31 protein-coding genes are annotated in these 24726 nt (G+C 46.9%); 27 read left to right on the top strand and 4 right to left on the bottom strand.

Annotation, left to right across the window (positions count from 1 at the left end):
• The 18 genes from rpsE to AC6RGY_RS12685 all read left to right on the top strand — a co-directional run bounded on the left by rpsE (position 1) and on the right by AC6RGY_RS12685 (position 11817).
• Positions 1-492, top strand: coding sequence for a 30S ribosomal protein S5 (gene rpsE, locus AC6RGY_RS12770; RefSeq protein ID WP_499863471.1), 492 nt, complete (start codon positions 1-3; stop codon positions 490-492).
• A gap of 11 nt (positions 493-503) precedes the next feature.
• Positions 504-692 carry a 50S ribosomal protein L30 gene (rpmD, locus tag AC6RGY_RS12765; protein WP_499863470.1) on the top strand — a complete coding sequence of 63 codons (189 nt, stop codon included), beginning with the start codon at positions 504-506 and terminating at the stop codon, positions 690-692.
• Between the two features lie 29 nt (positions 693-721).
• On the top strand, positions 722-1162 hold the full coding sequence (rplO, locus tag AC6RGY_RS12760; protein ID WP_499863468.1) for a 50S ribosomal protein L15: 441 nt from the start codon (positions 722-724) through the stop codon (positions 1160-1162).
• Positions 1162-2457, top strand: coding sequence for a preprotein translocase subunit SecY (secY, locus tag AC6RGY_RS12755; RefSeq protein WP_499863466.1), 1296 nt, complete (start codon positions 1162-1164; stop codon positions 2455-2457). Before rplO ends, secY begins: the two co-directional genes overlap by 1 nt.
• A gap of 45 nt (positions 2458-2502) precedes the next feature.
• Positions 2503-3153, top strand: coding sequence for an adenylate kinase (locus AC6RGY_RS12750; RefSeq protein WP_499863464.1), 651 nt, complete (start codon positions 2503-2505; stop codon positions 3151-3153).
• Complete coding sequence (map, locus tag AC6RGY_RS12745) at positions 3153-3908, top strand: type I methionyl aminopeptidase (RefSeq protein WP_499863461.1); 756 nt, start codon at positions 3153-3155, stop codon at positions 3906-3908. Before AC6RGY_RS12750 ends, map begins: the two co-directional genes overlap by 1 nt.
• Positions 3909-3920: 12 nt before the next feature.
• Complete coding sequence (locus AC6RGY_RS12740) at positions 3921-4232, top strand: KOW domain-containing RNA-binding protein (protein ID WP_499863458.1); 312 nt, start codon at positions 3921-3923, stop codon at positions 4230-4232.
• A complete protein-coding gene (gene infA, locus AC6RGY_RS12735; protein ID WP_258840886.1) occupies positions 4233-4451 on the top strand; it encodes a translation initiation factor IF-1 in 219 nt (72 codons plus the stop codon).
• Between the two features lie 32 nt (positions 4452-4483).
• The gene (gene rpmJ / locus AC6RGY_RS12730; protein WP_499863455.1) at positions 4484-4597 is read left to right on the top strand and encodes a 50S ribosomal protein L36; all 114 of its coding nucleotides are present in this window, start codon (positions 4484-4486) and stop codon (positions 4595-4597) included.
• Positions 4598-4617: 20 nt separating this feature from the next.
• On the top strand, positions 4618-4986 hold the full coding sequence (gene rpsM, locus AC6RGY_RS12725) for a 30S ribosomal protein S13 (RefSeq protein WP_499863453.1): 369 nt from the start codon (positions 4618-4620) through the stop codon (positions 4984-4986).
• Positions 4987-5004: 18 nt separating this feature from the next.
• A complete protein-coding gene (rpsK, locus tag AC6RGY_RS12720) occupies positions 5005-5400 on the top strand; it encodes a 30S ribosomal protein S11 (protein WP_499863451.1) in 396 nt (131 codons plus the stop codon).
• 148 nt (positions 5401-5548) lie between these two features.
• On the top strand, positions 5549-6493 hold the full coding sequence (locus tag AC6RGY_RS12715) for a DNA-directed RNA polymerase subunit alpha (protein ID WP_499863448.1): 945 nt from the start codon (positions 5549-5551) through the stop codon (positions 6491-6493).
• A 33-nt stretch (positions 6494-6526) separates the two neighbouring features.
• Positions 6527-6916 (top strand): 50S ribosomal protein L17, encoded by a 390-nt coding sequence (gene rplQ, locus AC6RGY_RS12710; RefSeq protein ID WP_499863446.1) that lies wholly within the window; start codon positions 6527-6529, stop codon positions 6914-6916.
• An 86-nt stretch (positions 6917-7002) separates the two neighbouring features.
• Positions 7003-7758, top strand: a complete 756-nt coding sequence (gene truA, locus AC6RGY_RS12705) for a tRNA pseudouridine(38-40) synthase TruA (RefSeq protein ID WP_499863444.1) — start codon at positions 7003-7005, stop codon at positions 7756-7758.
• A 104-nt stretch (positions 7759-7862) separates the two neighbouring features.
• Positions 7863-8573, top strand: coding sequence for a hypothetical protein (locus AC6RGY_RS12700; RefSeq protein WP_499863442.1), 711 nt, complete (start codon positions 7863-7865; stop codon positions 8571-8573).
• A gap of 11 nt (positions 8574-8584) precedes the next feature.
• Positions 8585-8887, top strand: a complete 303-nt coding sequence (locus AC6RGY_RS12695) for a hypothetical protein (protein ID WP_499863440.1) — start codon at positions 8585-8587, stop codon at positions 8885-8887.
• A gap of 401 nt (positions 8888-9288) precedes the next feature.
• Positions 9289-10497: a sialidase family protein gene (locus tag AC6RGY_RS12690; protein ID WP_499863438.1), complete on the top strand. Its 1209-nt coding sequence runs from the start codon at positions 9289-9291 to the stop codon at positions 10495-10497.
• Positions 10498-10731: 234 nt separating this feature from the next.
• Positions 10732-11817, top strand: coding sequence for a DUF418 domain-containing protein (locus AC6RGY_RS12685; RefSeq protein ID WP_499863890.1), 1086 nt, complete (start codon positions 10732-10734; stop codon positions 11815-11817).
• 449 nt (positions 11818-12266) lie between these two features.
• Here the strand turns inward: AC6RGY_RS12685 and AC6RGY_RS12680 are convergent, their stop codons facing one another.
• Complete coding sequence (locus AC6RGY_RS12680) at positions 12267-13364, bottom strand: aminotransferase class I/II-fold pyridoxal phosphate-dependent enzyme (protein WP_499863436.1); 1098 nt, start codon at positions 13362-13364, stop codon at positions 12267-12269.
• 695 nt (positions 13365-14059) lie between these two features.
• Between AC6RGY_RS12680 and AC6RGY_RS12675 the strand changes: the two genes are divergently transcribed.
• Positions 14060-14734 (top strand): CCDC90 family protein, encoded by a 675-nt coding sequence (locus tag AC6RGY_RS12675; RefSeq protein WP_499863434.1) that lies wholly within the window; start codon positions 14060-14062, stop codon positions 14732-14734.
• A gap of 192 nt (positions 14735-14926) precedes the next feature.
• Here AC6RGY_RS12675 and AC6RGY_RS12670 read toward each other — a convergent pair whose 3' ends face one another.
• Positions 14927-15472 carry a GNAT family N-acetyltransferase gene (locus AC6RGY_RS12670; protein ID WP_499863431.1) on the bottom strand — a complete coding sequence of 182 codons (546 nt, stop codon included), beginning with the start codon at positions 15470-15472 and terminating at the stop codon, positions 14927-14929.
• Between the two features lie 461 nt (positions 15473-15933).
• On the opposite strand from AC6RGY_RS12670, the gene rplM reads away from it, so the two are divergent.
• The 5 genes from rplM to salA all read left to right on the top strand — a co-directional run bounded on the left by rplM (position 15934) and on the right by salA (position 19537).
• The gene (gene rplM / locus AC6RGY_RS12665; protein ID WP_499863428.1) at positions 15934-16371 is read left to right on the top strand and encodes a 50S ribosomal protein L13; all 438 of its coding nucleotides are present in this window, start codon (positions 15934-15936) and stop codon (positions 16369-16371) included.
• Positions 16372-16391: 20 nt separating this feature from the next.
• The gene (rpsI, locus tag AC6RGY_RS12660) at positions 16392-16784 is read left to right on the top strand and encodes a 30S ribosomal protein S9 (protein ID WP_499863425.1); all 393 of its coding nucleotides are present in this window, start codon (positions 16392-16394) and stop codon (positions 16782-16784) included.
• Between the two features lie 128 nt (positions 16785-16912).
• Positions 16913-17371, top strand: a complete 459-nt coding sequence (locus AC6RGY_RS12655; protein ID WP_499863423.1) for a hypothetical protein — start codon at positions 16913-16915, stop codon at positions 17369-17371.
• Positions 17372-17532: 161 nt separating this feature from the next.
• Positions 17533-18306, top strand: coding sequence for an N-acetylmuramoyl-L-alanine amidase CwlD (gene cwlD, locus AC6RGY_RS12650; protein WP_499863421.1), 774 nt, complete (start codon positions 17533-17535; stop codon positions 18304-18306).
• Between the two features lie 49 nt (positions 18307-18355).
• A complete protein-coding gene (gene salA / locus AC6RGY_RS12645) occupies positions 18356-19537 on the top strand; it encodes an iron-sulfur carrier protein/transcriptional regulator SalA (protein WP_499863419.1) in 1182 nt (393 codons plus the stop codon).
• A gap of 161 nt (positions 19538-19698) precedes the next feature.
• On the opposite strand, the gene gerD is transcribed toward salA, so the two are convergent.
• Positions 19699-20328 carry a spore germination lipoprotein GerD gene (gene gerD, locus AC6RGY_RS12640; protein ID WP_499863416.1) on the bottom strand — a complete coding sequence of 210 codons (630 nt, stop codon included), beginning with the start codon at positions 20326-20328 and terminating at the stop codon, positions 19699-19701.
• A gap of 151 nt (positions 20329-20479) precedes the next feature.
• Between gerD and AC6RGY_RS12635 the strand changes: the two genes are divergently transcribed.
• Positions 20480-21079 (top strand): KinB-signaling pathway activation protein, encoded by a 600-nt coding sequence (locus AC6RGY_RS12635; RefSeq protein ID WP_499863414.1) that lies wholly within the window; start codon positions 20480-20482, stop codon positions 21077-21079.
• Positions 21080-21238: 159 nt separating this feature from the next.
• Here AC6RGY_RS12635 and pdaB read toward each other — a convergent pair whose 3' ends face one another.
• Positions 21239-22003 (bottom strand): polysaccharide deacetylase family sporulation protein PdaB, encoded by a 765-nt coding sequence (gene pdaB, locus AC6RGY_RS12630; protein ID WP_499863411.1) that lies wholly within the window; start codon positions 22001-22003, stop codon positions 21239-21241.
• A 118-nt stretch (positions 22004-22121) separates the two neighbouring features.
• Here pdaB and AC6RGY_RS12625 point away from each other — a divergent pair, with 118 nt between their 5' ends.
• Positions 22122-22745, top strand: coding sequence for a stage II sporulation protein M (locus AC6RGY_RS12625; protein ID WP_499863409.1), 624 nt, complete (start codon positions 22122-22124; stop codon positions 22743-22745).
• A 126-nt stretch (positions 22746-22871) separates the two neighbouring features.
• Positions 22872-24272, top strand: a complete 1401-nt coding sequence (locus AC6RGY_RS12620; RefSeq protein WP_499863407.1) for an aldehyde dehydrogenase — start codon at positions 22872-22874, stop codon at positions 24270-24272.
• Positions 24273-24726 lie beyond the last annotated feature (454 nt).

Genomic DNA, 24726 nt, shown 5'->3' with positions numbered 1-24726 from the left:
GTGAGAAAAGACCAAAGCGATCTACAAGAGAAAGTGGTTAATATTAACCGCGTCTCCAAAGTAGTCAAAGGTGGACGCCGCTTCAGCTTTAGCGCGTTGGTCGTTGTCGGAGACGGCAAAGGTATGGTTGGTGCCGGTATCGGAAAAGCGACCGAAGTGCCGGAAGCGATTCGTAAGGGCGTCGAAGAAGCGAGAAAAAGCATGATTCGTGTGCCTCTACAAGGAACGACCATCCCGCATGATGTCATCGGTAAGTTTGGTGCAGGTCGCGTATTGTTAAAACCTGCTTCTACGGGTACCGGTGTGATTGCAGGGGGTCCGGTGCGTGATGTCTTGACTGTTGCAGGTGTGGGCGATATCTTGACCAAGTCGCTAGGGTCCAACAACCCGATCAACATGGTTCGTGCAACCCTGAATGGGATTCGCGAAATGAAGCGTCCAGAAGATGTCGCGAAAAAACGCGGCAAAACGGTGGAAGAACTGTTAGGATAGGAGGGATGACCGTGTCTAAGAAATTAGTGATTACCTTGAAGCGGAGTCTGATCGGTCGTCCTGAAATCCAACGGACCACCGTGAAGACCTTAGGTCTTAGAAAACTTAACCAGTCTGTTACCCATGACGATCATCCTGCTATTCGTGGTATGATCAACAAAGTGAAGCACCTGGTTGAAGTAAAAGAAGAAAACGCGTAAGCGATTTTACTGTAGAAGGAGGTGGCAAGATGAAACTCCACGAATTAAAACCTAATGAAGGTTCGCGTAAAAAGCGGAATCGTGTTGGTCGCGGAATGGCTAGCGGAAACGGAAAAACTTCCGGTCGTGGTCATAAAGGGCAAAACGCGCGTACCGGTGGTGGGGTTCGTCCTGGCTTTGAAGGGGGACAAAACCCAATCTACCGCCGACTACCGAAGCGTGGTTTTACCAACGTGAATCGAAAAGAGTATGCAGTAATCAACTTGGAAACACTCAATCGTTTTGAAGACGGAACCGAGGTTACTCCTGAATTGCTTTTGGAAACAAAAGTAATCAAGAATATCCGTGATGGCCTCAAAGTACTAGGTGACGGTGAACTCAAGGTGAAAGTGACCGTGAAGGCACACAAATTTTCTCGCACCGCTGCGGAGAAAATCGCGGCCGCTGGGGGCGCGACGGAGGTGCTTTAATGTTTCAAACACTGGGTAACATTTTCAAGGTGGAAGACCTACGCCGCCGAATTTTCTTTACGCTCATTATGTTGGTGATCTTTCGGATCGGAACGCATATTCCGGTTCCAGGAACCAATAAAGAAGCTCTGGCAAGTCTACAAGACCAAGGTGTATTTGGACTGCTAAACAGTTTTTCTGGAGGCGCATTCCTTAACTTCTCCATCTTAGCGATGGGAATCATGCCCTATATTACGGCGTCGATTATTGTGCAGCTGTTGCAGATGGATGTGATTCCTAAGTTCACCCAGTGGGCGAGAGAAGGGGAAGTCGGAAGGCGTAAGTTGGCACAGGTAACCCGCTATGGAACGATCGTTTTGGCATTGATCCAGTCAATCGGTCTTTCCGTCGGTTTCAACCGGATGGGTAATGGTACTTTTATTGAAGACAGTAGCTTTTGGACGTATGCACTCATCTCCATCACCATGACGGCAGGGACGGCCTTCCTCATGTGGTTGGGTGAGCAAATCACCGAAAGTGGTATCGGCAATGGAATCTCCATTCTCATTTTTGCCGGGATTGTCGCTTCCATCCCGAATGTGTCGATGCAAGTGTATGAATCCGAGTTTATGGGAGCAGGAGACCAGCTCTTCTTGAACATCATCAAGATTGCTGTGATTGTCCTTGTCCTGGTTGCGATTGTGGCTGGAGTCATCTTTATTCAGCAAGGAATCCGCAAAATTCCGGTGCAGTACGCTAAGCGGGTTGTGGGTCGGCGCATGTTTGGTGGCCAGACGACACACATTCCGATGAAAGTAAATGCTGCAGGGGTTATTCCGGTGATCTTTGCGATCTCATTATTGATGTTCCCGCCTACCATTGCAAGTTTCTGGTCGGATAATGCGGTAGCACAATGGGTCATCAATAACTTCTCCTATAATCAGCCGCTCGGGATGGTTCTCTACGTTATCCTCATTATCGGATTCACGTATTTCTATACGTTCGTACAGATCAATCCCATTCAGTTGGCCGATCAGTTAAAGAAGAACGGTGGCTATATCCCCGGTATTCGTCCAGGGAAAAATACCTCGGTCTTCTTGACGAAGGTGATGAATCGCTTGACCTTGTCGGGAGCACTCTTTTTGGCAGCGATCTCGATCCTGCCCGTGTTCTTCACCACGTTAGCTGAACTACCGACAAGTGTTCAGATTGGCGGAACGTCTCTCTTGATCGTAGTCGGTGTTGCCCTAGAAACGATGAAGACGATTGAGAGCCAATTAATTAAGCGGCATTATAAAGGCTTTATCAATAAGTAAAATGGGCGACCCGCGCTGGATACTCACATCAGGAGGGATTGTGTCTTGAATCTCGTACTAATGGGTCTGCCGGGTGCCGGCAAAGGCACCCAAGCGGAACGGATTGTCGAAGAACATCAGATTCCTCATATATCGACGGGGGATATGTTTCGCCAAGCGGTAGAGGAAGGCACGCCGCTGGGATTGGAAGCCAAGTCCTTTATGGATGAGGGCAAATTGGTTCCAGATCGGGTGACAATTGGTATTGTCCGCGATCGCTTAGGAAAAGATGATTGTGCTAGCGGTTTTTTACTAGACGGCTTTCCACGTACGTTGCCTCAGGCAGAAGCGTTGGATGAACTTTTATCCGATATTGGAAGAACGTTGGACCGCGTAGTTTATATAGATGTAGATGAAGAAACGTTAATCAGTCGGCTGACTGGCCGTCGGATTTGTTCGCAATGTGGAACGGCTTATCACTTAATCTTTAACCCACCAACGCAAGATGGAACCTGTGACCGTTGTGGTGGCAGGCTCTATCAGCGCGATGATGATAAAGAGGAGACGGTGAAAAATCGTCTAGAGGTAAATACGGAGAATACCCGTCATTTACTCGCCTACTATGATAAAGCAGGCAGCCTCGTAGAAGTGGACGGCAAACAGCCGATCGATCAAGTGACTGAGGCCATCTTGCAAGAGATTCGAGGTTCGGCTTAATGATTATCCTTAAATCGGCCAATGAGCTGGAGCGTATGCGAGCTTCGGGACGAATGGTGTATGAAGCCCATCAAGTGGTGAAAGAAGCGATTCGACCGGGGGTAACAACGAAGGAATTGGATGCAATCGTTGAGGCGTTTCTACGTAAGCAAGGAGCTACCTCTTCTTTTAAGGGGTACAATGGCTTTGCCGGTCATGTATGTGCCTCGGTTAATGAAGAGTTGGTACACGGTATTCCTGGACCACGTACCTTGAAGGATGGCGATATCATCACGATAGATATCGGTGCTTACTATCAGGGGTATCATGGAGACTCCGCATGGACGTATGCGGTAGGAACCATCTCCGATGAGGCACAAAGACTTTTGGATGTGACCAAGACGTCACTCTATAAAGGGATCCATGCCGCCAAGGCAGGGGCACGCTTGGGAGATATCTCTCATGCCGTTCAAGCGTATGTGGAGGAGGCGGGCTATTCGATTGTTCGTGAGTATGCTGGTCACGGAGTGGGACAGACATTACACGAAGATCCATCCATTCCGAACTATGGTCCACCAGGAAGAGGACCACGGTTGAAGAGAGGGATGACGCTTGCAATCGAACCGATGGTGAATGCAGGCACCCGTCATGTGAAAACCCTTGCGGACGACTGGACGGTTGTCACGCGTGATGGTTCCCTCTGTGCTCATTTTGAACACACGATTGCCGTTACGGATGATGGCTTTGAAATCTTAACCGGTGATGACACCGTCTAGGAGCTGGACGTAATGGATTCCACAAGTACTCTTCGTTTGGGTCAGTTTGTGCGTGTACTGAAGGGACGAGAGGCAGGTCAACTTGCGATTGTCGTCGGTGTCATCGATGATCAGTTCATCTGGCTAGCAGATGGGGATAAGCGAAAGTTTGATCAGGCGAAGCGAAAAAACGTGAAGCATATACAGCCTACTCACACCGTTGCGGACAAGGTGGCGGAATCCCTTCAAGCTACAGGCAAAGTATCCAATGCGAAGCTCAGATATGCTTTAAATCAATACCAGCTCACTCATAAAGAGGTGCAGCCGAAAGGAGCGTTTGATTAGATGGCCAAGGAAGACACGATTGAAGTCGAGGGCACAGTGATTGAACCGCTGCCGAACGCCATGTTTCGGGTAGAATTAGAAAATGGTCATAAGGTTCTTGCTCATGTTTCAGGTAAGATTCGCATGCATTTCATTCGGATTCTACCGGGTGATCGGGTAACGGTTGAGCTCTCCCCATATGATTTGACCCGAGGTCGTATCACTTATCGTTATAAGTAGATGCGGACGGGATCGACAGGAGGTAACTCGAAATGAAGGTTAGACCTTCGGTGAAACCGATTTGCGAGAAATGCAAAGTGATCAAGCGTAAAGGAATCGTCATGGTCATTTGCGAGAATCCGAAGCACAAACAAAAACAAGGTTAAAGATAGGAGGTGCACATCGGATGGCACGGATTTCTGGAGTCGACTTACCGCGCGATAAGCGGGTCGAAATTGCTCTTACCTATATCTTTGGCATTGGCCGTTCCTTATCACAGGAAATCCTGGAGGATGCTGGTGTCAACCCAGATACACGTGTACGCGACTTGACGGAAGAGGAAGTAGCAAAGCTACGTAGCTACATCGATAAGAATCTTACCGTTGAAGGTGACCTACGTCGTGAGACACAACTAAACATCAAACGATTGATCGAGATTGGATCGTATCGTGGAATGCGTCATCGTCGGGGTCTTCCGGTCCGCGGACAGCGTAGCAAGAACAACGCGCGTACCCGTAAAGGACCTCGTCGTACGATCGCCAACAAGAAAAAGTAATGCAAGGAGGGAAATCGAATGGCTAAGCGTAAAACTACGCAACGCGTGAAGCGTCGTGCACGTCGTACGGTCGAGTCTGGTGTGGTTCATATTCGTTCCACATTTAACAACACGATCGTGACGATTACCGACCGCCAAGGGAACTCCCTTTCATGGGCAAGTTCCGGTACGCTCGGCTTCAAAGGCTCTCGTAAGAGCACCCCGTTTGCGGCGCAAATGGCGGCAGAAGCTGCAGCAAAAGAAGCGATGGATTATGGTTTGAAAACGGTAGAAGTGGTTGTCAAGGGACCAGGAGCCGGTCGTGAAGCAGCAATTCGTTCGCTTCAAGCGGCAGGTTTAGAAGTGAACTTGATTCGTGACGTCACGCCGATTCCACATAACGGCTGTCGCCCGCCAAAACGTCGCCGTGTATAATTGACGGATGCCGGGCAAACATCAGCTGGTTTAAGTTGGAGGTTTTCGGTCAACAATGGACGGGACCGTTTCGTTTTCATGAATAAGGGTAGTAAATCAGTTACAGATAGCCCGGATAGCGACGTGTGAAGGAGGGTTTCGAAGCCGTATGATCGAAATCGAAAAGCCGAAAGTGGAAACCGTTGAGCTAAGCGATGATAACAAGTATGGGAAATTTGTCGTGGAACCTTTGGAGCGTGGCTATGGCACCACCTTAGGGAACTCCTTACGTCGAATCCTGTTGTCATCGTTGCCGGGAGCGGCTGTTACCTCGATACAGATCGATGGTGTCTTGCACGAGTTTTCAACCATTCCAGGTGTGGTAGAGGACACGACACAGATCATTCTAAATCTGAAGCATTTGGCTCTTCGTATCCATTCGGAAGAAGAGAAAGTGCTTGAGATTGATGTCGAAGGGGGCGGTGCTGTCACCGCTGGCGATATCCGTGCGGATAGCGATGTGGAGATTCTAAATCCAGATCTTCATATTGGTACGCTAGCTGATGATGGCCGTCTTCATGTCCGTTTGACGGCTGACCGGGGGCGTGGGTATGTGCCTGCAGATGGGAATAAGAAAGATGAACAACCGATTGGTGTCATCCCGATTGATTCCCTCTATAGCCCCATTGAACGGGTGAATTATAAGGTAGAAAACACCCGCGTCGGACAGGTGACCAACTATGATAAACTGACGATGGAAGTTTGGACGGATGGTAGCATTCGCCCGGACGAAGCCGTTAGCCTTGGCTCCAAGATCATGACGGAGCATCTGATGCTCTTTGTCGGTCTGACAGAAGAAGCACAAGGGGCAGAAATCATGGTGGAGAAGGAAGAGGACAAGAAAGAGAAAGTGATGGAAATGACCATCGAAGAACTGGATCTTTCCGTTCGCTCCTATAACTGTTTGAAGCGGGCAGGGATTAATACGGTACACGAGTTAACGCAGAAGTCGGAAGATGACATGATGAAAGTACGCAACCTCGGCCGCAAATCCCTCGAAGAAGTGCAAGAAAAGCTAGAAGGCCTTGGCCTCGGTTTACGGGAAGAGGATTAGTTTACTGACGACGGAAAGGGGGAAATGCGCGTTATGGCATACGCAAAACTGGGACGCAATAGTTCTGCGCGTAAAGCAATGCTGCGTGACTTGGTCTCCGATTTATTCATTAATGAACGGATTGAAACCACTATAAGCAAAGCGAAAGAGGCTCAATCCATCGCCGAAAAAATGATTACCCTCGCCAAACGTGGCGACTTGCATGCACGTCGTCAAGCGGCGGCATATGTACGGACTGACCGTTCTAAGACGGTTAAGGACGGCGAAGAGGTAACACACACCAAAGTAGATGCCGTGAAGATTTTGTTCGATGAGATCGCTCCTCGCTTTGAAGAGCGTAGTGGTGGTTACACCCGCATCATCAAAATTGGCCCGCGCCGTGGTGACGGAGCGGAAATGGTCTATCTTGAACTAGTGAAGTAAATTTGGCTTTCACTAGCAAAAGGGGGAGGGCAGGATATTGATCCTGAATTCTGCCCTTTTTTCTTTTTTTTAAGGGAGAGAGGAATATGCGTAAGCTGAAGATGACCATTGCCTATGATGGAACTGATTTTCTTGGCTTTCAGAGGCAGAGCAGAGGGCGGACCGTGCAGGGAGTATTGGAACAAAAGCTCTCCCGGATGACAGGGGAGAAGATTACTGTCATGGGGGCAGGACGAACCGATCGGGGGGTGCATGCACAAGGCCAGGTGATTCATTTTGAAACAAGCGGTCCGATGCCTGTAGAGCGGTGGCGATATGCAATCAATCACATTCTTCCCCGTGATCTGGTGGTACTGGACGTGGAAGAGGTGGAGCCCGATTTTCACGCGATGCGAAGTAGTTGGAAGACGTATCGCTATGAGATCGATACCGATCCGGTGCGTGATGTATTTAGGGGACGATATCGCACCCATTTGCCGAGACGGCAATTGAATCTGACAGACATGCAACAAGCAGCGATGCTGTTTGTAGGAACTCATGATTTTACTACTTTTTCCTCCGCTAAGACAGAGAAAGAGAATCGGATTCGTACCATTTATCGTTGCCAGGTGGGACAGCTGGGAACGGTGACATGGGTGGAGATCACAGGCAATGGTTTTTTGTATAATATGGTGCGAATTATGGTGAGTACTTTAGTCGATGTCGGGCTAGGAAAGAGGGAGTCAGAAGAGATTTCAGAATTACTGCGGGCACAAGATCGGAGCCGTGTGGGAAAAACCTTTCCGCCAGAAGGCTTGACCATGATGGAAGTGGGGTATCAGGGGTGGAGAGCGAAAGAATGATGTACATAATAAAAAGTCGGTAAAAAAATAGGTGGTCATACATACCATATTTGTCTCCCCACCGTATAGTAAAGAAGAAGTTTTTGCCGTGGGGAGGATGAATCATGTCTTTTCATTTATGGAAACCGCATGGAAAGAAACATGCGCATCATGCTCACAAAAAACACCTGAATTTTAAGAAAAAATTGCATAAGAAGGACCGCAAGAAGCTATTGTTTTTTTTCTTCTTCTTTTTCTTTTTTAAGTTTGAACCGCAACGCGGTCCACGAGGAAAGCACGGAAAACATGGGAAGCCTGGGAAAAGGGGACGTCCAGGTGCCACTGGCCCACCGGGTCCAACCGGACCAGCAGGTCCAACGGGTTCAAGGGGAGTAACCGGACCGACAGGACCGAGTGGGGGTCCTCCAGGCCCAACGGGTCCACAAGGAGCGACAGGAGCGACAGGGCCCACGGGTCCGCAAGGAGCAACAGGAGCGACGGGACCAAGGAGCAACAGGAGCAACGGGACCAACGGGTCCACGGAGCAACAGGAGCGACAGGGCCCACGGGTCCGCAAGGAGCAACAGGAGCGACGGGACCAACGGGTCCACAAGGAGCAACAGGAGCGACGGGACCGACGGGTCCACAAGGAGCAACAGGCCCAACCGGACCGACAGGCCCAACCGGCCCTGCAGGAGGGTTATCCGATATTATTTTTGCTTACCGGACGACGACACAAGTTATTGATAGAGATATGCCTGCAACGGATTTTGTGGAGTTTACTACAACCAATGCAGCAGCCAACATTGGAACAGCGATTACCATTAATACGATAACAAACGAGATCATGATTACAGAAACAGGGATCTATCGCGTGATATGGCGCCTCACAGCGAACCAAGGAAATCAATTTGCTCTGTTTATTAATGATGGAGGGGGACGTACTCTGGTCCCGGGTAGTCGATTTGGTGTTCAGCAAAATAATGTGACGAATACGGGAGCGGTCAACTTTGAAGTAACTACGGTTCCATCGGAGCTTTTTCTCGTAAATAGCCGAACGGATAACCCTGGAACAGTCAATTTAAATGCAAGCGCTGGAGGAACACTGACAGCGGATTCTGCTTCTATCACGGTTATGAAATTAGATTAGCGTCTGAGATGGCCTAGAATAGGAAGAGGTTCGAATAGGAAGTTGTATCGCTATTCGAACCTTTTTCGCATGAAACTGACAAGCGCTATAGTTCATTCTAACTAAACAGATAAGCGCAGTCATTCTTTTTTCCGCATATGAAGTTAACAACAGAAAGGGTGGGCCAATTGTTCACGACTTTTCCTAGACTTCTCCCCATGGTGCCCGAAAAAAGGGACTTATCACTTCGAAAAGATACAAAAAATGCTCATCGTAGACTAATAGGGCTTCAACATAATAAAAAATATAAAAATATTCAGGTTACTACTTCCCCTTTTCCGCAAAATGAACCTTCCATAGCAAAACTAAGCGAAGAAATTGTCCTGGCAACTGCAAATGATTACCGCACAGGTGGAATTCCGTTGATTGGGTTTTACCGTTCTACCGATGGAGGAAAGAGTTGGGATAATCGAGTTTTGCTTCCTCCAGAAGGAATTCCCTTTGCGGGTGACGGGTATGTCGACTATTACAAAGATAGGGTGATTGTCACCGGGATTGCCTTCACTGTTCTACTCACCGGGTCTCCTGTTGCTTATGTCTCCACCGATAGGGGAGAAACCATCTCGGGACCTACGATCATAAATCAGGGTAGCTTTGAAGATAGCTTTGATAAGCCCTATCTTAGGATCGACCGTCTACCCGATAGCCCATACCAAGGAAGAGCCTATGTCAGCTATACACATTTTAATAATGCAGAAGCCATGGTGGGTATTCTGATTCAGCATTCAGACAATGGGTTAGATTGGTCCGAACCCATTACTCTTTCAGAATCCCCTTTCTTTCAACAGGGGTCCAGTATTGCGATCGGAGTTAATGGAGAGGTATACGTTGGTTGGATTCGTTTTGCCGGTTCATCTAGTACTTTTCTCCTAGCGGTTTCACTCGATGGAGGGTCCACATTTAGTGAGCCCATGGAGGTGGCACAAATTACCCCTGTCTCCTCTCCGCTACCTGTTAGCAATTGGGGTTTTCGAGTGGGGACCTTCGCCTATCTAGCTGTCGATCAGTCACAGGGGCGAAATAGAGGCAGTCTGTATGCGGTTTGGATGGATGAGCGGGAGCAAGGGAACGCACACATTTTCATCGCGAAGTCAGACGACAATGGAGTCACGTGGACCAACCCGAGAAGAGTCGATGATAGCGCGGTACCGACACAAAATTTTTTCCCTGCGGTAGTGACCTCACCTCGTACGGGGAATATCAAGGTCGTCTATTACACCAATCGGGTGACAACAGAGTTGATTGATGTATTTAAAGCCATTTCCAAAGATGGCGGGAAAAGCTTTCGCAATGAGCGCGTGAGTCAACAATCATTTGATCCCAATGCAGATGATTTCTTTGGCGAACCAAGTTCTTTCATCGGAGACTACATTGATATCGATTTTAACTTAGGAAGTATGGCGACATGGATGTCTATTCCCCAGAGCAGTCAAGATATTTTTGTGAATAAGAGAGTGGGGAAGAACCATACGACAGGGGCAAAATCGAAGCGAACGAGAGTAAAGCAAACGAGAGTAAAGCGAACGAAGAAAGAGAAATCACGGAGAAGGAGAACAAGGAGACAGTGTTGATGTAGAAGCTCGGAAGTGCTTTCCTGCCCATTCCACAAAGAATCATGAAAAATGAGTGACGGTGCTCGTGGTTCTTTTAAGGCTCCTGCAAGGGAGAGGATAGAGGAAAACTTAGGATCTGTAGAGAATACTATATCTCGGAAGAGACAAGGGTTACTATCTGCTTGTTCTTATTACGATGGTGGATTGTATAGAAATGCGCTCTTCGCTATTGAGGCTAATACGTTACTAGGAGTGATCATATTGGTACCCCCAACTACTAGAATACTCGGTTATGACATCGCTAGAGCGCTAGCTATCTTCGGTATGGTATTGGTGAATTACAAAATTGCGTTACAGCCGATTTCGTTCGAACCAGAGTGGCTGGTCTATTTGGCAGGGTTGCTCGAAGGAAGAGCTTCTGCGATTTTTGTTATTTTAGCGGGCATTGGACTTTCGTTAATGACGAAAACAGCGAGGGTGACGCAAGAGAAAGCAGATATCAAAAAACACCGTATCGTGATATGGAAACGCTCTCTCTTTTTATTGATTTTAGGGACGGGGCTTTTTCTTTGTGGCTGGGATGCGGATATCCTCCATTATTACGCATTTTACCTATTTATCGCATCTTTTTTTATTGCGTCCTCCAATCGCAGAGTAATTGGTGTGGCAGTGATCATTTTGCTCATCGCCCAATCGCTTCAGCTTACTCTCGATTACACGCGAGGATGGGATGCAGCATTTCAATATTACGAGACCTTTTGGACAGCGGATGGGTTGATAAGAAACCTCTTTTATAATGGCTATCATCCAATATTTCCGTGGGTTTCTTTTGTTTTGATTGGCTTATGGATAGGAAGACTGGATCTAAAGCGTCCGCAAGTGAGAAAGAAATTGTTATTCTATGCCTTTTCCTGCTTTATGATTACGGAGGCAGTCTCTTATCTCTTAATTTCCATTTCTCGTAAAAGCATAGGGTTAGAGATTGCTCAGTACCTTTTCCAAACCAAGCCGATGCCACCCAATGCACTTTATATGCTATCCAGTTCCAGTTCGGCTATCTGCATCATCTTACTTTGTATCTATATTGGAGAAGCCTATCGAAATCATCTTATTACGACAGCGGTTGTGTATACAGGTCAGATGGCCTTGACACATTATGTTGGGCACTTTCTCTTTATCGTGTTCCTTTATCTCATTGGTATGAACGAAACCTCTTTTGCCATGGCCATTGCTAGTGGTTTCATTTTCTTCTCACTGGCGATCTTGCTCTCGTATGTGTGGCGTCGGTCGTTTTCGAGAGGCCCTATAGAACTCCTTATGCGAAAAGTAAGTGGTTAGGTTATAGGATTAACTTTTCTCACGAAGTAAAGCCCATTATGGTTTGTGACATAACCTCTTAGATGAAAGCAGACTGCTTGAGAGTATGAGGTTCTCTCGGTGCATGGTTGATGGGCGGCGGCATCTCCTTTCGCCCCATGATCCACGGCTCAGAGTCGTTCAAGGAGAAACCGCTCGCCCATCTTCCAATCATTCTTAGGGTGAGCTTTCACCCTTATCTTCAAAGGGATGCTTCTTATCTGTCTTTGTCAGAGGTTCTTCTAGATACAACCGAGGTGGGTGGTGTGAAGTTACGTATCAGAAGAGAGATGACCGATTGTTGAAGGGATGGCCTGTGACTGGGCAATCCGAGGTCTAAACCATCCATGTTTTGAGTCTGATCCTTATATATCATGAGCGAAGCCATGGTAAATGGAAGAGGTGACCCTTTGTCCCTTTATGCTAAGGTTTTAGTCGTTGAGGATGTTGCTAAGGATGTCTCCTAGTTGCCTTCGATCCTCTTTCGTGCCGACGGAGATGCGAACAAGATGACTTAGCCCCTCTGCTTGGGGTTTACGAATAAATACGCCACGTTGCAAACATTCTTCCACTATCCACTCCGCTCTTTGTGGACTCCCCGTATCAAAAGCGACGAAGTTGGTTGCAGAAGGAAGGGTACGTAAACCTAGATCATGGGCGAGCGCGATGTACTCTCTCTTTCCCTCTTCTACTTGTTGGACAACCGTGTGTACGTATGTCGGATCATGGAGGGAGGCGAGCGCTCCCGCTTGCGCGATGCGATTGATTCCAAAATGGTGACGAATCTTATTGAATGCCGAGATCGTTGCTGGATGAGCAATAGCATAGCCGATGCGCGTTCCAGCAAGTCCATGAACTTTGGAGAAGGTACGCATCCGGATGATTTGTGGGTGAAGGGTTTCCTGCAGTGATAGCACGGTATCAGCTGGAGCAAACTCGATATAAGCTTCATCGAGAAGAAGGAGTGTCTCTGATGGGAGCTCATTCATCCAGGCGTGTAGTTCCTTCGCATCATAGTAGGTTCCAGTAGGATTGTCGGGATTGGCAAGATAGACAATCTTGGCTTTCTGCTGGACTGCCACCTGTGCTAATCCTTCTAAGTCGTTGCGTCCCTGCTGGTAAGGGACAGAATAGAGTTGCCCCCCATACCCACGCACGTGGTAATTAAAAGTGGGATAGCCCCCTAATGAGGTAACCGCTACATCGCCCGGTTCAAGAAACGTACGAACTGTCAGGCCCAACAGATCATCGATGCCTGCTCCTATACCGATTCTCTCACGATCGATTTCTAACTGGCGTGATAGTTCAGTACGCAGTTCATCACTTTCCGAATCTCCATAGAGGTGGATTTTCTCTATCTCTTTTTGCATGGCTTCTTGCGCCAGTGGAGAGGGGCCAAATAAACTTTCATTGGCGCCGAGGCGCAAGGTAAGTGATGTTTGATAGTGCCGTTCGAGTGCTTCGGGTGGGACGAAGGGAGTAGTGGCATGCAATGCATCAACGAGACGGGTGAATGAGGGCTTGATCACGGTATCAGCTCCTGTTTATGGGATGATGCTCTCTGTTCTAAGTGGTTTGCATTATAGATGGACGTGGCTTATAACGTTAACGAATTATGCTCAACCTTACTCACGGCTCTCTTGGGTCTATATTATTTTAACATTCTTTTTCATCTGATTTCGAATGAGTGGAGCCATTTTTACCGAATGGGTTTCTCGCAGATAGATAATATATTTTGAATGGGTGTTGGTCCCCACTTCTATGAAAGTCTCCACTTGATAGAACATGATTTCACCAGGTGGAAAAATATCATTACATATAATGGTGGAAGCTCACCCTAAGAGTGGTTGGAAGATGGGCGAGCGATTTCACCCTAAGAGACTCTGAGCCGTGGATCAGGCAGCGATGCATGTCGCCCCACCCATCAACCACGCTATGAGAGAACCAGATGTTCCCATGTTAAATGCTTTCATCCGGGGCGTGTGGCACCAACCATGCGGGTTCTATGAAATGGGCTATTCTCATCAGATGGAGTCAAATCACCACCTGATTCCGCGTTGTTTCAGACCAGCTAAGTGAATTTGATGACAACGAAGAGGATGAAAGGGAGTGTCCCCCTTGTGGGATACTTATGAGCAGTCATACTTTTGCGCCTTTAAATAGCAACATACCAACAGAAAATAGAATTTTCTGATATAATAAATGAAGTAGGGAGGGTTACGGAATGGGAGAAGAAAAGAAACGGGTTGCTCTTTCAGACCTGGTTAGTGGCTCGCAAGAATTAGCTTCGACAAGAGAGGAGGGAGAATGGCTTCATGAATTTGAACAGTTGAGAAGTACAAGCCATCGACTCAATGATGAGATGAGTGAATTAAAAGGTCAGATCCTGTTGCAGAAAGAGCGACTAGATAAGATTGATGAGAAACTAGAAACGTTACCAAGTGCAGAGAAGATGGAACTTCTCATTTACAAAACGTTGCAAGATTCCTTGCAGGGAGTGGCGACGAAAGAGTACGTTCGTGACACGATTAACAGTGCATTACAGGACATGTCCACAAAGGAATACGTTCGTGACTCCCTCCAAAACGTTGCTACGAAAGATTATGTTAGGGCAGAAATAGGAGGAGTTAGAGCAGAAATAGGAGGAGTTAGAGCAGAAGTAGGGAGGGTTAGAGCAGAAGTAGGAGGGGTTAGGGCAGAAGTAGGAGGGGTCAGAGCAGAAATAGGGGAGGTTAGGGCAGAAGTAGGAGGGGTCAGAGCAGAAATAGGGGAGGTTAGGGCAGAAGTAGGAGGGGTCAGAGCAGAAATAGGAGAGATTAAAGCAGACCTGATTAAGTGGATGGTGGGGACAGGAATAATGTCAGCAGGAGTGATTGTAGGTGTATTGAAGTTTTTGTAAACTGTATTGTCTCTATGAAATGATGAAAAACGAACGAGGGAGTGACCACCATATATCAGGATGGATACTCCCTTTTGTCATGAGCAACGTCGTAGCGTTTTCTAACACTTAAGAATATCCTTCATCACTTTCCGCATTGGACTTTGGAACAATAGGCAGGAGCAAGCGACGAAATGGATAGGAGCTATTCTTCTACTCCCATTCCTCACGCGTGATGGCGAAAATCTCATGATCCTCCCACTGTCCGTTAATGTGTAAGTAGCGCTTGGATAGGCCTTCGTAGCGGAAGCCCACTTTTTCAATGACTCGAATGGAGCCTAGGTTACGTGGCATGATAGCGGCTTGGACACGGTGGAGTCCTGCTTCATAAAAGGCAAAGTGGACGGCCTCAGAAACCGCCGTCGTCATGTAGCCGTTCCCCTGCATCGCTTTATCTATAAAATAACCGATGGTGCAATTTTGCCATGCCCCACGTACAATATTGCTCAGATTAACTCTACCAATGAGGGTTTGTTCTTCATCAGATAGAAAAATACCGAAGCTGTATCCTTGATCCAGTTTCTCCGTTGCGATCGCCTGCTCGATTTGCTCCTGCGTGGCATCGTAGGTGAACGAACTGTCCGGGCGAAGAGGCTCATAGGGGGTAAGGAAGGAGCGATTTCGCTTGCGTAGTTCCCATAAAGCGGGAGTGTCTGTTCTCTCAAGTCGTTTGATGATTACGGATTGTGTCGTTTGCAATGTGCGTTGCTCCTTCTCTTAGCGGTTCGTTTACCTAGTATAACATGATCAGATTAATGGACTGTTATATTAGCTGAATAGAGGAGCAGACGAAATGATATTTGGATCATGTTTAAAAGATAGCAAGAGACGTCTGTAGTAGGATGCGAAAGAACTCGATATGAGAAGTGACGACTGGTAAATGACAGAAGAAAGGAAAAAATTCGTAGTAGGAGAGGGGATGGATGGAGGCGGATGCTTAAGTGGGGAGGATGTGTGGTTGACGGCGAGTAGATCGCCCTCTTGTTTGACCCGTTCCTTCCCTTGACATAAGGCGATTTTTACGATATTATGGTCGTTGGTATTTTCCACTGCTAGCCCCGGTGGAACTACATTCGGCGCGAAAGTAAAATGATTCATATATATGGATCCAAATCAAGTTTACGGTACTTTAACCGACGGAGATTCAAGGAGGGAAAACGATGCGCACCACCTACATGGCAAAGCCAAACGAAGTGGAAAAGAAGTGGTATGTTGTTGATGCAGAAGGCCAAACATTGGGTCGTCTGGCGACAGAAGTAGCAACCTTGTTGCGTGGCAAACATAAGCCTCAATTTACCCCGCACGTGGATACGGGAGATCATGTGATTGTAATTAATGCATCAGCGATTCACCTAACAGGGAAGAAGCTGGATCAGAAGAAATATTATCGTCACACCGGTCATCCAGGCGGATTGAAAGAAAAAACCGCTGGGAAATTGCGCGAAGAGCGCCCAGAACGCATGATCGAATTGGCTGTTCGTGGGATGTTGCCAAAGAACAAGCTCGGCCGTGCTCAACTGAAGAAGTTGAAGGTATATGCAGGAGCGGAGCATAAGCAACAAGCACAACAACCAGAAAAATGGGAACTACGAGGATAACTTAAAGGAGGGAACCCCACATGGCACAAGTCCAATTTTATGGCACAGGCCGTCGGAAAGAGTCCGTCGCACGTGTTCGTCTCATTCCTGGTGATGGACGAATTGTTGTGAACGGTCGTGACTTAGATGATTACTTTGGTTTGGAAACCCTGAAAGCGATTGTCCGTCAACCGCTCGTGTTGACCGATACCCTTGGTCGTTATGATGTATTGGTTAATGTAGATGGCGGTGGCTTTACTGGACAGGCAGGGGCAATCCGTCACGGCGTTGCTCGTGCATTGCTCAAAGTAGATGCTGAATTGCGTCCATCATTGAAAAAAGCCGGCTTCTTGACCCGTGACCCACGGATGAAAGAACGGAAAAAATATGGTCTCAAAAAAGCACGTCGTGCACCACAATTCTCCAAGCGTTAATCCGCTGGAGCCCTTCACCCCGTTGTTTAACGGGGTTTTTTGTTGTATTTCCATTAATCGTGTAGTATGAAGTGGCGCGTACACCGGCAAAATGAAAACAACATCAGCTTCATGTTGGAGGGGATGGGATGCCGGACAATCTGATTTACCTAGAAGAAGTGTTGGAAAAGCGAGCAGAAGCTATCCGGCAGAAGGCATTGATTGGATTTCCATGGACCGAGTTGGAACGTTTTTATGAACAGGTCATGGACCCGATATTGGATTATTGTCAATCCGAACAGCGCTGTCTGATTGACGAAGCCGCCTACCGACTGGCGTACGACATTTTTCAAGTAGGGATGGATGCAAGCCGCAAAATGGTGTATGCGTCCAATCCGAATGACTACAGTCCGTACCTGCTCGCTTACGAAGGAGATACTGATGAAAATATCCGTACCTGGATGCAGAAATACGGGTTGGATGAAGAAGAAACAGGCGAAGAAGGAATGCGTGGCATTATTTATGAGTTATTTCATCAATTAGCCGCTAGCTGGTTTTGTCGTGGATTAAAGTATGGCTTACAGTTGCGGAAACAAAAATTATTGTAAGAAAGCTGGATAAAAGAAGCATGATGTTCATCGGATGCTTCTTTTATTCTTTTCTAATCGTGACTTCCTCCTTTTCCGGTCTCCTGTTGTTAGAAAGCATATCTATCCCCCTTGTCCCATAGGATAGGATATAAACAAGCTCTTGGGAGAGGACGAAGAAGATGCTTCCCTTAGCGATGCGAACAATCACAAGACATCCGAAGAAAGTTTGGTCTGTTTTAGGGCTGGTACTGGGATTGCTTGCTCTATTTTCCTTATGGTTGCCTGAGATCCCTTCGCGTACCGCTTGGAACATGCCCTTAGCAGGAAAGGTTATCGTGATCGATCCCGGTCATGGTGGTGTGGATGGGGGAGCGGTGAGCCGGTCTGGTGTAGTGGAGAAAGAGGTAACACTCCCCATTGCGACGTATGTACGTGATTACATTCAAGAGGCGGGTGGACTTGTCATCCTGACACGTGAAGGAGATTATGATTTGGCGCAAGAGGGGACAAAGGGGTATAGCCGCCGTAAGAGTCAAGATTTGCTTAGAAGAGTAGAGATGGTGAATGAAAGCGAAGCGGATGCCTTGGTTAGTATTCACCTCAACTCGATTCCCTCCCCTCGTTGGGATGGGGCACAAACGTTTTACCATCCTAAGTTGGAAGGGAATAAGAAGATGGCCGCTTATATTCAAGATGAGATTAAAATGAACCTTGAGAATACCGAGCGTCTTCCCAAACAGCGAGGAGACATTTACATAATCAAAGAATCAAATATTCCTTCCGTATTGGTGGAAGTAGGCTTTCTTTCGAATGAAAAAGAAGCGCTCCTGTTGGCGGAGGAGGGTTATCAGAAGAAGATGGCAACCGCCATTTATCAAGGCATTCTCCGCTACTACGTAGAAGCCGAGAATGAAGAAAGTGTAGAGGAGGAAGTACCCTCTCTATCCTACTAGGTTTGCTTGTGAGATTAACTATGGGGTATGTTATACTGGCAGTAGTTTGGTGAATGTGCAAAACGTTGAGGTGAAAACAGTGGAAAAAGAGAAAGTGCTCTCGGCGTTATCGAAGGTAAAAGACCCTGAATTAAAATTGGGACTCATGGAATTAGACATGATCGATAACGTACAAATCCAAGAAGACCAGATTTCGATGAATATAAAGGTAATTGAACAAAATGAGAAAGAACAAGTGAAGGTGAAGCGGAGGGTGGAAGAGGAGCTTTCTCCACTTGGTGTTTCTTCCGTACAGATTAAATTCGTGCAGATGAGCAAAGAAGAAGAAGAGAGTGTCGCTCAGTTTGTACGGCAAAAACATATGGATAAAGTAAAAAGCATGCGTCAACCCAACGCTTCTGAAGCGAAAGAGGACAAGCAACAAGAAGAGCCGAAGAACGTCGGGGGTCATCAAACGGATCAATCCGATGTGCTTGATGAGAATAGCGGAACGCAATTTATCGGGATTGCCAGTGGGAAAGGAGGAGTAGGGAAATCAACGGTTACGGTTAATCTAGCTGTCGCTTTGGCTCGTGCAGGAAAGAAAGTTGGCATTATCGATGCGGATATTTATGGCTTTAGTGTGCCGGACATGATGGGAATCGTTAGTCGTCCAAAAGTGGTTGGCAAGACCATCTATCCAGTAGAACGCTACGGAGTAAAAGTGATGTCCATGGGATTTTTCGTAGAGGAAAATGCTCCGGTTATCTGGCGTGGCCCCATGTTAGGTAAAATGATTCGCAACTTCTTAAACGAAGTGGATTGGGGCGATCTGGATTACATGTTGGTCGACTTGCCTCCAGGAACCGGCGATGTGGCCATGGATATCAGCCAGATGATCCCGAAAAGTCGCATGATGATTGTTACTACTCCTCATGCCACTGCCGCCTTCGTAGCGGCCCGTGCTGGTGCGATGGCGTTGCATACCAATCATGATATTCTAGGAATTGTGGAAAACATGTCCTATTATGATTGCGGTGGTCAAAAAGATTACGTGTTTGGACAAGGAGGCGGCGAGAAGCTGGCAGAGGAATTGCAAACAGAGTTACTGGCGCAAATTCCGCTCGGCATCCCACAAAATGGCGATCCTGAGGATCCAGACTACTCTCCATCTGTTTATCGGGCGAATACCAACACAGGGAAGATTTATGGTGAAATCGCGCAGGCGATGATGGCGAAAGAAGCTAAATAGCGAGATAAGAACCAAGAAGGTAAGAGACCCACTCTTGCCTTCTTTTTATTAAGGAGGGGCGTGGTGGGGACCCATTCCTTCGTTTTTTCCTCTCATACCACCACATCCATTGCCATTTTTCTGAGCAAGCATGCTCTATAACGGGTTCGGATATTTGTTTTTTAACCTCCTCCAGATTGCTGACCACTGCCACCGTCTTGCCCTTGTTTCTCTTCGCTTTGTCCCCCTTGTTTGGAAGACTGTTGACTCTTCTGTGCGCTTTCTCCTATGATTTTCCCTAGTTTTTCTTGGAAGGTAGGGGTTTGTATGGCCTCTTCCATGACACTCATTAGATGCGCACGATATTCTTGTGATTTCATCTGTTGCATGACCGTTTGTTGATATTGAGGATCTTTTAACAGGTCGAGCATGAGTTTTTGATACTCTGGGTCTTTGAGCATTTGTTTCATCATGGCCTCTTGGGAAGAGGAAGTGGCTTTATAGAAATTGGTGGCAACCGCTGGTTTTTGAAATAACTGCTCCCACTGTTTAGCCATCTTGGCATCGACCATGGTGGTAGAGACCGTGCTCTCCAGTACTTCGTCATTCATAATTACTTCTTTGCGGAAGTCTGGGTCTTTAAGCAACTCTTGTAATGCTTGTTTTCCCTCTTGCGTATTGAGCACGTCAACAACCATTTCCTTGGTTTTCTGGTAGTCGGCTGTTTGCGACTCCGAATTGGATGCGGGGCTACACGCAGGGATGGCGAACAATAAAAGGAAGGAAAAGAATAGACCTACTTTGCTGTGCACAAAAAACCCCGTCCTTTCTGGTGGATTCATTTCTTCATCATTCTTAATCTGAAACAAGTTGGACGTTTTTATGCCCTCTGTCTACTGGTAAAGGGGAAGGGGATTTTGATACAATCAGCAATAGCGAAGAAAACGAGTAGGAGCGGATGGTATGACGATTCGAGGTATTGTTACGTGGTTTTGGAGTACATTAGTGATTGGAGCGGGAGCCGCTCTCCTGATTGGCGGGGGACTAGAGCTCACGATTGGACTTGAGTTAGGTTCGTGGGGCGCCATTTTATTGGGGGGTCTCTTGTACGCAGCGGTTTCCCAGATGGGTTTCTTTTGCTATCTGGTTTTTAATTGGATCAGTAGGGGATTGTTTCGTAATCCTGTTGCCCACACGGCGATTCAGACTTTATTATTGATACTTGTTGTTGGGAATTTGTTGTACCTCTTTTATGTGAAGTACGCAGCAGAGGGAACGTTTGCGGTACACCTGCTTCTTCTTCTGTTTTTGCTGGTTGTTGGAGGATTGGTGGCGCGTGTAAAGGTGAAGATGACGAATCAAAGCGCCTTTTTACCTACCTTTTTCTTTATGGTGGTGATGACCACTGTAGAAGCGATCCCATCGCTCAATCAACGTGTGGCGGAGATGTCGCTCGATGTGATTTGGTTTACGGTTCTAACAATTTTTGTTTGTAATGCGTGGCAAGTGCTGAAGCTTCATCACTGGACACAGGGAGCGAAAGAGAAAAGCGTAGAAGCATAATAAATCATTGAAGGCTTAACCCTTGCCTAGTGAAAATCGGAAGGCATGGAATGGGGATGTGGATGGGAGAAATCACCCCATCTTTTTTCTATCAGGAGGAAAGGGAGAGGTGAGCGGGAGACGCACTTAGACGAGTAAGTAAGTTGTCTCCCGCTCTTCTTATTCTACGGGGTTGACTTCCACATCGGTGCCAGCGATCAACTCAGAAACCGTAACAAATTTATACCCTTGTTCACGGAGTGTAGAAATAATATCGGGCAAGGCATCGGCGGTTTGTTTGCTGGAATCACTGGCGTGCAAGAGAATAATATCCCCTGGGTGGGCTTTACTGGTGACGCGTTGGATAATCTTTTCTGTACCAGGGTTCATCCAATCGCGGGAATCGGTATCCCACTGGATAGCGGTGTACCCCATTTGATCTGCTGTTTTTAGTACGCGTTTATCAAAGTCACCGTTGGGAAAACGGATTAGCTTGGGCTCTTTGCCCGTCAGTTTGGATAAGACCTGATGTGCTTTCATGATTTCCGTACGGATTTCCTGATCTTCCAAGGTACTATAGTTCGTATGACGATGACCATGACTTCCTACTTCGTATCCTGAATCGATAATTTTTTTGACGATATCCGGGTGACTTTCAGCCCATGGTGAAGAGAGGAAAAAGGTAGCTTTTTTAATGTCGTTCTCTTTAAGAACCTCCAGAATAGGTTCTGCTTTTTCTTCTCCCCAGCTAATATCGAAAGTGAGGGCGAGCTCCTGTTTGGAAGTATCCACACTGTAGATGGCCGCTGGACCAGGCTCAAGTGGTAAGAAAACCTGAATATCGTTTTGTTCGGCATAGAAAATGCCGGCAGCGAATAGAAGAGAAACAGCAGCGATGATCGTTCGCTTTAGTTTTTTTCCAGATAAGACCCAGAAAAAATTCAATGTTTAACACCTCCAAAGTGCGTAATGAGGGAGAATGACCTGTCCTATACTAAATGTATTCATTGGGACGAGGGTTATGCGCAAAAGGAGAAGAGAGGACGATGAGGAGGTGAAGAAGGTGCAGAACTTTATCCGTGCATTAAAAGAAGAGCGGTTCATGATTGGAATTGCTACAGCCTTTCTTGTAGTGGGGACCCTGATAGGGCTGATGTTTCCTGAGCGAATTCTAGTGGTATTACAACTAGCAGGAGTGGATGAAAAATTGAAAGAGATTGCGGAGGCTATGGGAGAGGACCCCACCTTTTGGAATGGCTTTCTCGTGATTTTTTTAAACAATGCGCGGGCCTCGCTCGTCATGGTGATCATGGGTCTTTTCTTCGGGGTTATCCCGGCAATCTCTTTATGTATGAATGGCATGATCTTGGGAACCGTTTTGGTAACGGCGGCAGAAGCGAGTGGAGTGCATCCTATAGTTCTTTTTGTGACCTCCATTTTGCCACATGGGATTTTGGAGCTTCCCGCCATTATCATTTCCGCTGCAATGGGGATGCGATTAGGCATCACGTTGTGGCAAGCGATCGTATCGCTATTTCCGGGTGCGGAGGCATGGAAAGAGAAGAGGGACGAAGGATGGAGGAAGCTTAAGGAGCATGCGCTTCCAACCTTTGCAGGTGTGGCTGTTATGTTGCTGTTTGCTGCGGCGATCGAAACAGCTCTTATTTTCTTTGTTCAAGCTTCATAAGGATGGAAAGAAAATAGGGGCGTACGTGTGGAGTCCGCTATAATGGATAGTAAGAGAGGTGACGTGGGGTTGGCGTCCTCTTCCATGCAGGAATTTGAATGACGACAATAAGGGGCTGATGAAGAAATGAGCAACTCACCGGTAGCTGAAGCATCAAGTGAACAAGTTCGTCAGTTGGTACAGAAGCAAAAATCTTATTTTGATGGCGGCCATACCTTGTCTATGGACACGAGAATCGATCAGCTTAAAAAATTGCATTCACTGATCAAAGAACACGAGCCAGAGATTGCAGCCGCACTGAAAGAAGATCTTAATAAATCAGAGACAGAGGTTTATCTAACGGAAATCGGGTTGTTGCTGGAAGAAATTCGATTTGCTATTAAGCATCTTCCGAAATGGACGAAGCGACAAAAAGTAAAAACAGCGAAGTCGCACATCGGCTCCAAGGGGTATCAATTGGCAGAGCCCTATGGGGTAACATTGATCATCTCACCATGGAATTATCCCATTCAGCTGGCACTCTCTCCTCTTATTGGTGCTATGGCTGCCGGCAACACGGCTATTGTCAAACCGTCGGAATTAACCCCAGCTTGCTCCAATTTATTGACAAGATTGATTAACGATCATTTTGACGATGGTTTTCTCTATGTGTTAGAAGGCGGGGTAGAAACCAGTCAAAACCTTTTGCAGGAGCGGTTCGATTACATTTTCTTTACAGGTAGTGTGGCTGTAGGCAAAATTGTTATGGAGGCGGCCAGCAAACACTTAACACCGGTTACCTTGGAACTAGGAGGAAAAAGCCCGTGTATTGTGCATAAGGATGCGGAACTCTCCTTAGCGGCAAAGCGAATTGCCTTCGGCAAGCTAACCAATGCTGGACAGACATGTATTGCTCCTGACTACCTCTTGGTTCATGAAGAGGTAAAAGAAGCTTTTCTGAAAGAATACACAGATGTGGTGAAAAGCTTTTATGGAGAGAATCCGATCGAGGATGAGGCTTATGCCAAGATTGTCAATGAGCGTCATTACCAGCGTGTGAAAAGCTATTTAGATGATGGGAAAGTTCTCTTCGGTGGAAAAGTGGACGAAGAGCATCTTAAGATTGAACCGACGTTGATAGAACCTGCTGGGCAAGAGGTGCCTGTCATGCAAGAAGAGATCTTTGGTCCGATCTTCCCGGTATTGACTTATAGGGATGTGGACGAAGTGATTGAGCGTGTCAAAGCGGGTGAGAAGCCTTTGGCCCTTTATCTCTTTACGCAGGATGGACAAGTGGAAGAGCGCATCACGGGTCATCTGTCGTATGGAGGTGGCTGTATTAACGATACGTTGATGCATATCGGTACGCCATACCTTCCGTTCGGTGGAGTTGGAGAAAGTGGCATGGGGGCTTATCACGGTGAAAGTAGTTTTAGTACCTTTAGCCACTACAAGAGCATTCTAAAGCAAACCACCAAGTTTGACTTCTCTTTTCGTTATCCCCATGCCAAAAATGCATTGGCGATACTAAAGAAAGTTTTTCGCTAAAAGAGGAAGGCTAACCTACTCAGATAGAATGAGTGCTAGTGAGTCTGTACAAGTGGACCTGTTTGTAGAGAGTGAAAATGAGAAGATAAGTTAAGAGTTTCCCTTGTCTTAGGTTTTTAGAGAGACGAGGGAAACTCTCTGCATTTTATCGAAGAGAAAGTACTTATTGACTATGATCTAGGTGCATGATAGTATATTTCTTGTCGTTGCCAGCGAAGAGCAATGGCGCAAGAGATAAGACGTTTCCATTAGGAAAAAGCAAATATCCTGTTGACGAGAGCATCTCAGCATGGTATTATAGATCTTGTCGCCACGAAAGCGTGGCACACACAACCGCCGGATGGCGGGATAAAGAGAAATTGTTCCTTGAAAACTGAAGAGCGAAAGATAGACCCAAGTCAATGAAATTTGAGCAATCAAATTCTTTTATGGAGAGTTTGATCCTGGCTCAGGA

The organism is Mechercharimyces mesophilus, from assembly GCF_059818345.1.
This window is presented reverse-complemented; position numbering and strand designations above follow the sequence as displayed.

Bases quoted from the DNA above. Each gene is read 5' to 3' on its own strand.
- infA (WP_258840886.1), top strand. From the start codon at position 4,233: ATGGCCAAGGAAGACACGATTGAAGTCGAGGGCACAGTGATTGAACCG.
- cwlD (WP_499863421.1), top strand. From the start codon at position 17,533: ATGCTTCCCTTAGCGATGCGAACAATCACAAGACATCCGAAGAAAGTT.
- rpsK (WP_499863451.1), top strand. From the start codon at position 5,005: ATGGCTAAGCGTAAAACTACGCAACGCGTGAAGCGTCGTGCACGTCGT.
- rplQ (WP_499863446.1), top strand. From the start codon at position 6,527: ATGGCATACGCAAAACTGGGACGCAATAGTTCTGCGCGTAAAGCAATG.
- AC6RGY_RS12700 (WP_499863442.1), top strand. From the start codon at position 7,863: ATGTCTTTTCATTTATGGAAACCGCATGGAAAGAAACATGCGCATCAT.
- AC6RGY_RS12715 (WP_499863448.1), top strand. From the start codon at position 5,549: ATGATCGAAATCGAAAAGCCGAAAGTGGAAACCGTTGAGCTAAGCGAT.
- rpsM (WP_499863453.1), top strand. From the start codon at position 4,618: ATGGCACGGATTTCTGGAGTCGACTTACCGCGCGATAAGCGGGTCGAA.
- AC6RGY_RS12620 (WP_499863407.1), top strand. From the start codon at position 22,872: ATGAGCAACTCACCGGTAGCTGAAGCATCAAGTGAACAAGTTCGTCAG.
- secY (WP_499863466.1), top strand. From the start codon at position 1,162: ATGTTTCAAACACTGGGTAACATTTTCAAGGTGGAAGACCTACGCCGC.
- truA (WP_499863444.1), top strand. From the start codon at position 7,003: ATGCGTAAGCTGAAGATGACCATTGCCTATGATGGAACTGATTTTCTT.
- rpsI (WP_499863425.1), top strand. From the start codon at position 16,392: ATGGCACAAGTCCAATTTTATGGCACAGGCCGTCGGAAAGAGTCCGTC.
- AC6RGY_RS12635 (WP_499863414.1), top strand. From the start codon at position 20,480: ATGACGATTCGAGGTATTGTTACGTGGTTTTGGAGTACATTAGTGATT.
- rplM (WP_499863428.1), top strand. From the start codon at position 15,934: ATGCGCACCACCTACATGGCAAAGCCAAACGAAGTGGAAAAGAAGTGG.
- rplO (WP_499863468.1), top strand. From the start codon at position 722: ATGAAACTCCACGAATTAAAACCTAATGAAGGTTCGCGTAAAAAGCGG.
- rpmJ (WP_499863455.1), top strand. From the start codon at position 4,484: ATGAAGGTTAGACCTTCGGTGAAACCGATTTGCGAGAAATGCAAAGTG.
- AC6RGY_RS12675 (WP_499863434.1), top strand. From the start codon at position 14,060: ATGGGAGAAGAAAAGAAACGGGTTGCTCTTTCAGACCTGGTTAGTGGC.
- AC6RGY_RS12740 (WP_499863458.1), top strand. From the start codon at position 3,921: ATGGATTCCACAAGTACTCTTCGTTTGGGTCAGTTTGTGCGTGTACTG.
- AC6RGY_RS12655 (WP_499863423.1), top strand. From the start codon at position 16,913: ATGCCGGACAATCTGATTTACCTAGAAGAAGTGTTGGAAAAGCGAGCA.
- map (WP_499863461.1), top strand. From the start codon at position 3,153: ATGATTATCCTTAAATCGGCCAATGAGCTGGAGCGTATGCGAGCTTCG.
- AC6RGY_RS12695 (WP_499863440.1), top strand. From the start codon at position 8,585: ATGATTACAGAAACAGGGATCTATCGCGTGATATGGCGCCTCACAGCG.